The following is an 11685-nucleotide window of genomic DNA, read 5'->3' on the forward strand; positions in this document are numbered from 1 at the left end:
CCGTGTAAACTGGCGGATTTTGATTCGGCGCTATGGATCCAGCCCCCCGGCGCACCGGCCTGAGCGGACCGAACCTGGTCCGCCTGCTTACCCGCCTGACGGATATCGACGTTTCGGAACCCAGGCAGTCCCTGGCGGACCGGCTCAGCCTTTGGCTGGGCTGGACGGACGCGATCGCGCTGTCCACCGTGCTGAACAGCAACCCACCCGCGGCCGGCGAAGCGGCGGGCGAAACCGATAGCGCCGAAGAGCAGGAGTGTGCCCGCGTGCGGACCGCGCTGGCCAACGCCATTACCGAAAAAAACCGCGCGCCCAAGGGGGCGGACAGCCACCCGCGCAACCGGGCCCTGGCGCCGGCCTCGCCAGCCAGGGCCCCCGTCGACTATGCCATTTATCGCCAACGCTATCTTTCACTGCAGCAGACCATGGAAACCGGCATCGCCGGCCTGCGCGCCCGGCTGCGCACCGCGATGGCCGGCAGGACGCCGGCCATGACGCAACTGGCCGCCGTCGACGCGATCATGGAACAGGCGCTGGGCGCGCGCGAGCACAACGCACTGGCGGCCGTGCCAGGGCTGCTCGAAACCCATTTCCACCGCCTGCGCCGCGCCGAGGCGGCCGCCCTGGCCGAGGCGGAGTCCAACGGCCAGGCGGCGGTCGCCAAGCCTGGCGCCTGGCTGGATGTCTTTCGCCAGGATATGCGCGGCGTACTGCTCGCCGAACTGGATATTCGTTTTCAGCCTGTCGAAGGCCTGCTCGCGGCGCTCCGCGCCAGCTAAACCCGGGATGTCATGACCAGAATTCTTTATATCGCTGCTTTTCTCGTCGGGCTGGCCGTCATCGGCTGGATCGGCGCGGGCTATGTCGGGTCGAACCCTCTGGCGCTTGCGGTCACGGCGCTGATCGGCGTGACCTACCTGGCAGGTACGTGGGAACTGCGCCGCTACCAGCAGGCGACGTCTTCGCTGGCCGACGCGCTGGGCAGGCTGTCCGACGCGCCGGCGGGACTGGCGGGCTGGCTCGATCAACTGCATCCCGCCTTGCGGGGGCCGGTGCGCCTGCGCATCGAGGGCGAGCGCGTGGCACTGCCGGGGCCGTCGATGACGCCTTATCTGGTGGGCCTGCTGGTGCTCCTGGGCATGCTGGGCACCTTCCTGGGCATGGTGGCCACGCTGCGCGGCACCGGCAACGCCCTGGCGAGCGCCACGGATCTGCAAGCCATCCGGGCCTCTCTGGCGGCACCGGTCCAGGGCCTGGGCTTCGCCTTCGGCACCTCGGTTGCCGGCGTGGCCACGTCGGCCATGCTGGGGCTGCTGTCGGCCTTGTGCCGCCGCGAGCGGATACTGGCGGCCCAGCAGTTGGACACCCGCATCGCCACCACGCTGCGCGGCCACACGCTGGCCCATCAGCGGGAGGAAACCTTCCGCCTGATGCAGCGGCAGGCCGAAACCTTGCCGCTGCTGGTCGACCGCCTGCAAGCCATGATGGCGGGCATGGAGCAGCGCAACCAGGCCCTGAACGACAATCTGGCCGCCGGCATGGCCGCGATGGAACGCCAGCACGCCGCGCTGAGCGAACGGCTGGCCGCCGGGCAGGCCGCCCTGGACCAGCGGCTGGCATCCGGCCAGGACGCCCTGAACGAACGGCTGGGCTCCGGCCAGCAGGCCTTCCACGATAAAACCGAGGCCGCCTATACGGGGCTGGCGGCGGCCGTGCAGCAGACGCTGAAGGACAGCGCCGCCGAAAGCGCCCGGCTGGCCGCCACGGCCTTGCAGCCGGTGATAGAGGCCACAATGGCCGGCATGGCGCGGGAAACCGCCGCCTGGCGCGATGCGGTCGCGCTCGCCGTGCAACAACAGCACGAGACCGTGACGCAGGCGGTCGAACGCCAGCACGATGCCCTTACCCGCGCGACGGACCGGCAACACGAGGCCATCACCGAGGCCACCCGGCGGCAGCACGATGCCATCACGCAGGCGGCATCGCAGCAGCGCGATGCCATCGCCGACGCCGTCCAGCGGCAACTGGAAGGGATGTCGGCGCGATTCGAAACGGCGGCTGCCACGGTAAGCGAGCTGTGGCGCGAGACGCTGGCGCGGCACGGCCAGGCGAACGATGCGCTGGCGGGCGACCTGCGGACCACCTTGCAGCGCTTTGCCGATACCTTCGAACAACGGTCGGCCGGCCTGATCGACGGCGTGGCCGCCAAACTGGACGGCGCGACCGCGGGCATGAGCGCGGCATGGACCGACGCGATGTCCCGTCAGGAGCATGCCAACGGCCAGCTGGCGCGGGACAATCAGCAGGCGCTCGCGGCGGTCGCGGCCGCCTTCGAACGGCACTCTGCCGCGCTGCTGGAAAAAGTGGAAGGACATTCCTCCGCCGTGCTGGACAAGGTCGAAGGCCATTCGCTGTCCCTGCTGGGCCGGGCCGACACCCATTCCGCCTCGCTGATGGAGAAGGCAGAGGGGCATTTGTCCTCCCTGGCGGACCGGATAGAAGCCCATGCCTCGGCCTTGCGGCAAGGACTGGAGCAGCATTCGTCCTCCTTGCTGGATAACGTCCAGCAACATTCGGGCGCGCTGTTGCAGGCCGTCGAAGACGCGCAGACCCGGCAGCAGGCGGCACTCGAATCGCGCGACCAGCAACGGCTGGACGCCTGGACGGCCAAGCTCGACGCCATCGCCGGCGGCCTGCACGCGCAGTGGCGCGAAACGGGCGAGCAGACCGCCGCCCGCCAGCAGGAGATCTGCGAGACCCTGTCCCGCATTGCACTGGACATTACGGAGCAGACGCAGGCCCGGGCCCGCGACACCATCGCCGAGATCGAGCGCCTGGTGCAGGCCGCGTCCGAAGCACCGAAGGCCGCGGCGGATGTCGTGGCGGAACTGCGCCAGAAGCTGTCCGACAGCATGGTGCGCGACAACGCCATGCTGGAAGAACGCGGCCGCTTGCTGGATACGCTGGGCACATTGCTGGATGCCGTGAACCGCGCATCCACGGAACAGCGGGAGGCCGTGGACGCGCTGGTGTCGACCTCCGCGGACCTGCTCGCCCGCGTCGGCGGCCAGTTCACCGATACGCTGGAAGCCGAAACCGCCAAGCTGGCCGACGCGGCCGGCCAGGTTTCCGGCAGTGTGGTAGAGGTCGCCAGCCTGGGCGAAGCCTTCGGCGCGGCCGTGCAGGCATTCGGCGAATCGAACGAGAAGCTGATGGCGCATTTGCAGCGCATCGAAGGCGCGCTGGAAAAATCCCTCTCGCGCAGCGACGAGCAATTGGCCTACTACGTGGCGCAGGCCCGCGAAGCGATCGACCTTAGCGTGATGTCGCAAAAGCAAATCCTCGAAGACCTGCAACAGCTTGCCGCGCAGCGGGCGGCAGCGGGTAGCGAAGCGGCATGAGCGAAGAAATCGACGGCGGCATCGAGCCCACGGTCCCGACCTGGGCGGTCTTCGGCGACCTGATGTCGGCGGCGCTGGGCGCTTTTGTCCTGATACTGGTGGGCGTGATCGGACTGCAAATGCAGCTTTCGGCCAAGCTGGACGAAGAGGTCAAGCAGCGCCAGGCCGAAACGCAACGCCGCCAGACACTGGAACAGGCATTGGCCGTGCCGCTGGCCGCGGGCAGGGTCACGCTGGTCAACGGCCGCATCGGTATCAGCGGCAGCGTGCTTTTCGCCTTGAACTCCAATCAACTGCAGCCCGAGGGACTCGAGGTGCTGAAAAGCCTGGCGCAGCCCTTGTCGGATTACCTGCGTACCCGCGACGAAATCCTGATGGTCAGCGGCTTCACCGACAACCAGCAGGTGCGTGGGAACACGCGCGGCTTCGCCGATAACTGGGACCTGTCGGCCCAGCGGGCCTTGACGGTGACGCGCGCCTTGATCGACGAAGGCGTCGACCCCGGATCTGTCTTTGCGGCGGCCTTCGGCGCGGAGCAGCCCGTGGCGTCGAACGACGATGCCGAGGGCCGCGCGAAAAACCGGCGTGTCGAAATCGCGCCGGTTCCCCGGTTATCGGGGCAGAAACAGGCGGACCACGGCCAGTCCGAGGCCGCGCGGGTCCCCGAGGGCAAGGTCGGGCAGTGACGGACGACTCTCACCGCGACGCGAGCGTCCGCGATCCCGCCGCGCTGCTGGCCGCATGGCGCGAGCAGGGCGCCGATCGCCTGGATCCGGTTCGCTTCCGTTTCATCGAAGCGATGGCGCGGTGCGCGGCCGTGCGGCATGGACATGCGCGCCGCGTGCTGGACGAGAAACTGGAAAAGCTCCTGCAGGCCTACCGGAAGGAACTGGAGGCGAGACGGATGCCCGCCGGGGACGAACCCGGCGACGCCGGCGGTGCGGCCGCGCCGGCCGCGGCATGCCACGGGGCCGGCCCGCTGGCCGAATTGACAGGCTATATCGCCATGCGCAAGCGCGAAGCGCGCACGGATGACCGCGCGGCGGGTGACGCGGACGGGGGGCAGGGCGCAGCGGTATATCCGGAACTGCCTCTGCTCGATTACTTTCGCGATACCTGGTCGCGCTACAGCGCCAGGCGGCAGTTGAAGCACTCTGAAGAGCGCGTGCCGGAAAACGCGGGCCCGCTGAATTCCAGCCTGCTCGTGCATCGCACGCTGTCGCTGATGCGAGAGGTCTCTCCCGAATACCTGCATCGCTTCCTATCCTATGTCGATGCGCTGTCCTGGATGGAACAGGCCACGCGCGTCGATCTGGTGGCCGACAAGGATGGGGCGCGCGGCGCTGCCACCCGCAAGGCACCGCGGGGCGCTTCCCGCTAGCCTTCGTCCCCGGCTGAAGGCCCTGGGCCCAGGGCCTATCGCGGCGAAACCGTCCCGTCCATAACGTTCTGTTACATCATCTCCTCCAAAAGGCCCGTCATTTGCTACGGCAATGGCCGGCACGGCCCGCGCCACCGCGCGCCGAGGCTTTGTGCCGATGAGTCCAATCCGGGGGGCGCGCCGCGCCCGCGCCGTTTAAGGAGAATTCGAATGACGTTGGCAAAGTCCTTGAACAGTCTGGCCCGCATCGTGGCGGCCTGCCTGGCGATCGCCGTCATCCAGGGATGCGCGACACGACAGGAAAGCAATGAATCGCTGGTGCCCATGTTCCAGGGCCAGCGCGTCTGGAATGGCGTGACGGTGACGCCCGAGGGACGCGTGTTCGTCAGCTATCCGCAGGCGGATAGCGCCGGCATGCAAGTCGCCGAACTCGACGCCCAGGGCCGCCCCTATCCCTTTCCCGATGCCAGCTGGAACGGTCCGCAGACCTGGGCCCCGGGCACCGTGGGCTCGGGGTATGTCCATGTGAACGCGCTGCGCGTGGGGCCTGACGGCAAGTTGTGGATCGTCGATGCCGGGGCGCCCGGCATGGGCCAGCCGGCGGTGAAGGGCGGGGCGCGCCTGTTCCGCTTCGATCCGCAGACCCGGCAACTGCTGCAGACCTACGATCTTGCGGCGGCCGTGCATCCGTACAGCTATGTCGACGACGTCCGCTTCAATGGCAACCATGCCTACCTGACGGATGCCGGGGCGCCGGGATTGATCGTGCTCGATCTGCGGACGGGCGCCACACGGCGCGTGCTGGACAACAACAATGCCACCACGGCCATGCGCCCCCTGCGTGCCGACGGCCGCGCGGTGCTCGACCCCAAGGGCCAGCCCGTGCGCGTGCACGCCGACCAGCTGGAGGTTTCGCCTGACGGGCAGTGGCTGTACTTCCAGCCTGCTTCCGGCCCGATGGCCCGGGTGGCCACGCGCTGGCTGAACGATCCGGCCGTCTCCGAGAAGGAAATCGCGTCCCATGTCGAGCTGGCCTGGGCCGACACGCCCAGCACGGGCGGCACGGCGATCGATGCCCAAGGCAACCTGTACACGACCGATACCGACAAGCGCCGCATATTGCGCATTACGCCGCAGGGCAAGATCTCCACGCTGATCCAGGACGACCGGCTGGTATGGGCGGACGCGCTGTGGATCGACCGTGACGGCTACCTGTGGATCCCGGCTTCCCAATTGAATCTGACGCCGGGCTTCAACGACGGCCGCATGCAGGTGCGGTATCCGGTGTGGATCTACAAGCTGCGCACCCAGGCCCGGCCCAGCCCGCTCGATCATCCCTGAAGCCGGGGCGGCCCTGCCACCGGGCCCAGGGCTGCGCCATTCATCCCCATCCCCGTTGGACGGGCGCCGGGGCGGCCGCGTCGCCGCGCCGGTGCCTGCGCACGGACTGCGACTGTTTGCGTATTGTCCGCCCCGGGGACCCGGCATATCCTCAGCAGCGCTGTCTATCACGCCTGCGGGGCGCATATCCCGATCCGGGGATGAGCCTGACGGTGCCACCGCACGCGTATCCGAACAGCGGGCAAGACGGCAGATGCCTGCCCGCCGATGGTTGCCGCAACCGAGGTTGTTTTCAACCGGGAGGATGCCATGCGATTGCATAGCGTGGTACGGGGACGACACGCGCGCCCCGCGTGGGCATGGGCTTTACTACTCATGGCGCTCGCCTGGACGGCGCTATCGACGGCGGCGCGGGCCGAGAAACTATCCGAAGAAGAAGCGCGGGCCATTGCCCTGGACGCCTACGTGTATTTCTATCCGATCGTCACGATGGATGTCACGCGCAGGCAGTCGACCAATGTGGCGTCGGCGGGCGAGAAGCCGGGTTTCGCGCCCCCCAATGTGATCTCGAATTGGCCGGAGTTCCCGCCCGCCGACCTGAAGCTGGTCGTGCGGCCGAACTTCGATACCTTGTATTCATCGGCCTTCCTGGACCTTACGCGCGAGCCGGTGGTCGTGTCCGTTCCGGATACCGGCGGGCGCTACTACCTGCTGCCCATGCTGGATATGTGGACCGACGTGTTCGCCTCGCCAGGCTGGCGCACCACGGGGACCCAGGCCGGCCATTTCCTGGTCGCCCAGGCGAACTGGCGGCCGGATCTGCGCGACCGGTTCGACGAGTACAAGCTGCCGCCGGGCACTTCCAGGATCGATGCCCCCACGCCGTACGTCCTGGTGATAGGCCGTACCAAGACGGATGGCCCTGCGGACTACGACGCGGTTCACAAGATCCAGGCCGGCTATCGGATCACACCGCTGTCGCAATGGGGAGGCAACGGCGGCACCATCGTCGGCAAGGTCGATCCCGCCATCGATATGAAGACGCCGCCCAAGGTGCAGGTCGACGCGATGCCGGGCGAAAAATTCTTCGCCTACGCGGCGGAACTGCTGAAGCTGCATCCGCCGCACCTGACGGACCAGCCCATCGTGGCCAGGATGAAACGGCTGGGCATCGACGCCGGCAAAAGCCTGGATCTCGACGCGCTGGACCCGGTGGCGCGCAAAGCCATGGCCGGGGCGCCGGAACCCGCCCATCAGCTTATGCAGTGGAAGCTGTCGAACCTGGCGCCCGTCAGCAATGGCTGGCTGATGAACACGACCACGATGGGCGTGTATGGCGACTACTACCTGAAACGCGCCATCATTGCCCAACAGGGACTGGGCGCCAATCTGGTGGAAGATGCGATTTATCCGTTGAACATCGCCGACGGCGAAGGCCACCCCCTGGATGGCGCCAACAAGTATGTGATCCGCTTCGCCCCAGCCGAGCTGCCGCCCGCCTACGCTTTCTGGTCCATCACGCTCTACGACGCGGACGGCTTCCAGGTGCCGAACGGCCTGAACCGATTCGCGGTCAGTAGCTGGATGCCGTTCAAGTACGGTGCCGACGGCTCGCTGGAGCTTTACTTCCAGAACGAGAGCCCGGGCAAGGACAGGGAGGCGAACTGGCTGCCGGCTCCCAAGGGCGCGTTCAACCTGACCATGCGGCTGTATGCGCCCAAGGCCGAGGCGCTGAACGGCAGATGGGTGCCCCCGGTGGTCAGCAAGTCCAGCGGTCCATTGCCCGTGACGGCGCAGTAGAAGCTAGTTTTGCGGACAGCCGAATGCGGTTGCCGTTCCTTCCTTATCGATATTTCACTTTAATAATTGTCCATAATTCATTGAAAATAAAATGAAAATATGAATTATCCAACCTCAAGTGAAGTCTTAAGTGTGGGCGCGCCCACCGGCTGTACTTAAAGTACTTTCTCAAGAGTAGACAGCCAGGATGCAGCACACTTAAAGTACTTTCTCAGGAATTGGATGGCCTCGGTTCCAGCGCTTTCCCAGCTTGGCACAACGCTTCGACAGGTCCGCCGCCGCGATACGGGGCCGCCATCGCCCCGTATTCGCCAGGCATCCGCACCGATCGCCCCGCGCGTGGTCCTGCCCGCATCGGCGGCATGCGCGGAATAGGCCGCTGGCGCGCCGCGACTTTTACAATCCCGGCTCGTACCGAAAAAAGGCGGAGAAGCGCATGCAAGTAACCGGCATCGATCACGTCGTGCTGCGCGTGAAGCACATGGACCGGATGATCGCGTTCTACCAGGAGGTCCTGGGTTGCCAGGTCGCGCACCGGCAGGACGACCTGGGCCTCGTACACCTGCGCGCGGGCGCTTCGCTGATCGACCTGGTGGATGTCGCGGGCACGCTGGGCCGGCGCGGCGGCGAGGCACCCACGGGCACGGCAGGCAACATGGACCACCTATGCCTGCGGGTGGCAGACTTCGATGTGCAGGCCCTGCGGCAGGAGCTGCAAGCCCATGGCGTCGAGGTCGGCGAAATCGCGGAACGCTACGGCGCGTCGGGGCGCGCGACGTCCATTTACCTGAGCGACCCCGAAGGCAACGGCCTGGAGCTGCGGGCCGGCTGAAACGGGACTCAGGCTATGGCGGCGAGCAGCCAGCCACCGGCCGCCGCGATGGCGACGATCAGCAGGGGTGGCCAACGCATGACGACCAGCAGCGAAAAGCACAGCAGGGCCAGGCCGAAATCCAGGGGCGTGCCGATGGCGCTGGTCCATACCGGGTTGTACAGGGCGGACAGCAGTATGCCCACCACCCCGGCGTTGATGCCCGCCACCGCGTTCTGCACCCCGGGCCGGGTCCGCAAGAGATTCCAGAACGGCAGCGGCGCGATCACCAGCAGCGCGGCGGGCAGGAAGATCGCCGCCAGCATGACCAGGCCGCCAGTCCAGCCGGACAACGGCCCGCTGGAGACGGCCCCCAGGAAGGCAGCGAAGGTGAACAGCGGCCCCGGGACGGCTTGCGCGGCGCCGTAGCCGGCCAGGAAGTCGGCGTTGGACACCATGCCGTTGCCGACGGCGGTGGATTGCAGCAGTGGCAACACCACATGGCCGCCGCCGAAGACCAGCGCGCCGGACCGATAGAAGCCGGCGAACTGTGCCAGCCAGGTCCGATCCGACATCGGCGCCAGCAGGGGCAGGGCGATCAGCAGCGTAAAGAACAGCACGATCGCGACCAGGCCCGCGCGGCGGCTGACGTGCAGCGTCATCGTCGACGGCAGCACCCGCGGCGGCACTTTCAGCAGCGTCGCGCCCACCAGGCCGCAGGCCACGATGGCCCCGATCTGGCTGAACGCCGTGGGCAGCACCAGCGTGAGCAGCGTGGCCGCGATGGCCAGCATGGCCCGGGGCCTATCCGGACAGAGCGACCTGGCCATGCCCCACACCGCCTGCGCCACGATGGCGACGGCCACGATCTTCAGTCCATGCACGATGCCGGAGTCGGCGAGCCCACTATACCGGGCCAGCCCCACGCCGAAAAGTATCAGCAGCAGCGCCGACGGCAGCGTGAATGCCACCCATGCGGCCAGCATGCCGCTCCAGCCGGCCCGCATCAAACCGATGGTCATGCCCACTTTGCTGCTGGCCGGACCGGGCAGGAATTGGCTGAGCGCGACGATGTCCGAATAGGTATGTTCGTCCAGCCATTTGCGTCGTTCGACGAACTCGTGCCGAAAGTAGCCCAGGTGCGCGACCGGGCCGCCGAAAGAGGTGAGCCCCAGGCGCAGGAACAGTAGGAAGACTTCGATCGATGCGGACATGATGCGGAGCGAGGGAAATGCGGTGCGTCTGTATAGCACGGCATGCTTGCCCGGCATCGCGGAATCTGGGGCGCTGTCGCGCGCAAGCCTCATCCGCCCTGGTGGCGCCGCGGCCCGGCGTTATCGGCTCATTGCGCTGCTGCTGTCCCGGGCCTGGGCGCCGTTGCCATTGGCGCCGCCCTGCATCTCGATGTTCAGCCACTTATCGCCCGGTTCGCCGTGCACCGTACCGGCCGCGCCGGGCGCCAGGTGGTACTCCGTGCGCTGGGTGTTCTCGGATTCCACGAAGAATACGATTTCCTGGTTCGTCGTATTCGCGATGTAGACCTGTTCGACCGCGACGGCGGCGACGGCGGTGGCTGACCCGTCGGTCGTGGCGGTTTGGGCATGGGCGGCCAGGGGGGCCGACAGAACGATCGCAAGGGCGATAGGGCGATGCAAAGCGCTGCGCATGATGTACCTCGGCGTATCCAGAAATTGACGACGACAGCATGGGTGGACGCGGTCCGCGCGGAACGAGACGGTCGCGCCGGCGCCGATTACACAGCGCGAAAGCTGGCGAAACAACCGGGAAGGCCGGACCGCGGCGGCCCGGTGCGGGCGCGGGCGCCATGCGTTGATGCACATCCATGCGGTGCCGCATGGCGCGATGCGCAGGGGCTACCGCTGCGCTTTTCATGATTAAGTAGCCGACCGCGCCGCGTCGGTCGGCCTGCCGGGCGGTGCGGCCGCGCCTGGCGCGGGCGCGGGGCCGGGCCAGGCGGCCCGGATCGCATCGGATGGCCTAAGGCGTTATCGACCCGCTTCTCGCGCCACGCTGGGATCCATCATGCCGGCCAGCACGGCGCGCGGCCGGGCTTCGCGCTTTTGTACGCTCGCGGCCCAGGGTTCCATGTCGGTCAGCACGGTCAACAGGGATTCGGTGTCCAGCCGTGCCGGAAAGCGGAACTGCGGCCATGCCTTGGCGATGACCTCCACCGGGGCGTTCACGGCACGCGACAGCGCGGGCCAGTGCTTGCGCGGATTCGCCGTAAGTTCGTGCGAGACCTCGGCGACGGTCCGCACCGCGCGCACCAGCGCGCCACGGCGGCGGGGGTCGTCGAGCACCGTCGTGGTGGTGTTCAGGTTGAACCGTTCGAAATAGGCGTGCGGCGGCTTGGCGGGATCGACCATCACGATGGCGTCCTCGCCCAGCAGATCGATGGCGTTCTGCGGGTGCGGCTCCCACATCGCCATGGCGTCCGCTTGCCGGTTCGCCAGCGCGGGCGGCATGGCCTCCGGTTCCAGTCTGACCGGCGTGACGTCGGCCAGGTCCAAACCGGCCGAACGCAGCATGACGCGCAGGAAATATTCCGATGAGGTGGCCGGTGTGTACGCGACGCGTTTGCCGCGCAGGTCGGCGATGCGCCCTATACCGGCGCTGCGGCGGCCCACCATGCGATAGTGGCATTCTGCCAGCGTCAGGATAATGCGCAATTGCGGTTGCAGCACCGCGCTAAGCGTGGCCTGGGTTTCGCTGCCGGTCGCCGCATCGACCTGGCCGGCAACCAATTGCGCGGACGCCGCCCGGCCATTCGGCAGGCGCACCACCCGCAGTCCCTTGGGATTGCCGATCAACAAAGGCCCGCTTTCGATGGTGGTCTGGTTCACCGCCACCGGCATCGGCCCGTCCGCCGCGCGTGCCGCGGCCATCCATGGCGCGGCGGCCAGCAATCCCAGCAAATGACGTCGTTGCAT

10 protein-coding genes are annotated in these 11685 nt (G+C 67.4%); 7 read left to right on the forward strand and 3 right to left on the reverse strand.

Annotated elements, in window-relative coordinates; genetic code table 11:
* Positions 1–32 precede the first annotated feature (32 nt).
* From CAL28_RS14145 to CAL28_RS14175, 7 genes are all read left to right on the forward strand, one after another.
* On the forward strand, positions 33–779 hold the full coding sequence (locus CAL28_RS14145; RefSeq protein WP_094841972.1) for a DUF3348 domain-containing protein: 747 nt from the start codon (positions 33–35) through the stop codon (positions 777–779).
* 12 nt (positions 780–791) lie between these two features.
* Positions 792–3401 (forward strand): DUF802 domain-containing protein, encoded by a 2610-nt coding sequence (locus tag CAL28_RS14150; RefSeq protein WP_094841973.1) that lies wholly within the window; start codon positions 792–794, stop codon positions 3399–3401.
* On the forward strand, positions 3398–4087 hold the full coding sequence (locus CAL28_RS14155; protein WP_094841974.1) for an OmpA family protein: 690 nt from the start codon (positions 3398–3400) through the stop codon (positions 4085–4087). The genes CAL28_RS14150 and CAL28_RS14155 overlap by 4 nt, the downstream gene beginning before the upstream one ends.
* Positions 4084–4782 (forward strand): DUF2894 domain-containing protein, encoded by a 699-nt coding sequence (locus tag CAL28_RS14160; protein ID WP_176463988.1) that lies wholly within the window; start codon positions 4084–4086, stop codon positions 4780–4782. Before CAL28_RS14155 ends, CAL28_RS14160 begins: the two co-directional genes overlap by 4 nt.
* 210 nt (positions 4783–4992) lie before the next feature.
* Positions 4993–6123 carry an SMP-30/gluconolactonase/LRE family protein gene (locus CAL28_RS14165; RefSeq protein ID WP_094841975.1) on the forward strand — a complete coding sequence of 377 codons (1131 nt, stop codon included), beginning with the start codon at positions 4993–4995 and terminating at the stop codon, positions 6121–6123.
* Positions 6124–6498: 375 nt separating this feature from the next.
* Positions 6499–7923, forward strand: coding sequence for a DUF1254 domain-containing protein (locus tag CAL28_RS14170; protein ID WP_217906571.1), 1425 nt, complete (start codon positions 6499–6501; stop codon positions 7921–7923).
* Positions 7924–8359: 436 nt separating this feature from the next.
* Positions 8360–8755 carry a VOC family protein gene (locus tag CAL28_RS14175; protein WP_094841976.1) on the forward strand — a complete coding sequence of 132 codons (396 nt, stop codon included), beginning with the start codon at positions 8360–8362 and terminating at the stop codon, positions 8753–8755.
* Between the two features lie 8 nt (positions 8756–8763).
* Here CAL28_RS14175 and chrA read toward each other — a convergent pair whose 3' ends face one another.
* The 3 genes from chrA to CAL28_RS14190 form a co-directional block, all read right to left on the reverse strand.
* Positions 8764–9948, reverse strand: a complete 1185-nt coding sequence (chrA, locus tag CAL28_RS14180; RefSeq protein ID WP_094844615.1) for a chromate efflux transporter — start codon at positions 9946–9948, stop codon at positions 8764–8766.
* A gap of 120 nt (positions 9949–10068) precedes the next feature.
* On the reverse strand, positions 10069–10401 hold the full coding sequence (locus CAL28_RS14185; RefSeq protein ID WP_094841977.1) for a hypothetical protein: 333 nt from the start codon (positions 10399–10401) through the stop codon (positions 10069–10071).
* 339 nt (positions 10402–10740) lie between these two features.
* Positions 10741–11685 carry an ABC transporter substrate-binding protein gene (locus CAL28_RS14190; RefSeq protein WP_176463989.1) on the reverse strand — a complete coding sequence of 315 codons (945 nt, stop codon included), beginning with the start codon at positions 11683–11685 and terminating at the stop codon, positions 10741–10743.

This window comes from Bordetella genomosp. 11 (assembly GCF_002261215.1).
GTDB lineage: Bacteria > Pseudomonadota > Gammaproteobacteria > Burkholderiales > Burkholderiaceae_B > Bordetella_C.

What these genes read in the sequence shown, in the direction of transcription:
- CAL28_RS14145 (WP_094841972.1), top strand. Translation starts at nt 33, where the DNA reads ATGGATCCAGCCCCCCGGCGCACCGGCCTGAGCGGACCGAACCTGGTC.
- CAL28_RS14150 (WP_094841973.1), top strand. Translation starts at nt 792, where the DNA reads ATGACCAGAATTCTTTATATCGCTGCTTTTCTCGTCGGGCTGGCCGTC.
- CAL28_RS14155 (WP_094841974.1), top strand. Translation starts at nt 3,398, where the DNA reads ATGAGCGAAGAAATCGACGGCGGCATCGAGCCCACGGTCCCGACCTGG.
- CAL28_RS14165 (WP_094841975.1), top strand. Translation starts at nt 4,993, where the DNA reads ATGACGTTGGCAAAGTCCTTGAACAGTCTGGCCCGCATCGTGGCGGCC.
- CAL28_RS14170 (WP_217906571.1), top strand. Translation starts at nt 6,499, where the DNA reads ATGGCGCTCGCCTGGACGGCGCTATCGACGGCGGCGCGGGCCGAGAAA.
- CAL28_RS14175 (WP_094841976.1), top strand. Translation starts at nt 8,360, where the DNA reads ATGCAAGTAACCGGCATCGATCACGTCGTGCTGCGCGTGAAGCACATG.
- chrA (WP_094844615.1), bottom strand. Translation starts at nt 9,948, where the DNA reads ATGTCCGCATCGATCGAAGTCTTCCTACTGTTCCTGCGCCTGGGGCTC.
- CAL28_RS14185 (WP_094841977.1), bottom strand. Translation starts at nt 10,401, where the DNA reads ATGCGCAGCGCTTTGCATCGCCCTATCGCCCTTGCGATCGTTCTGTCG.
- CAL28_RS14190 (WP_176463989.1), bottom strand. Translation starts at nt 11,685, where the DNA reads ATGCAACGACGTCATTTGCTGGGATTGCTGGCCGCCGCGCCATGGATG.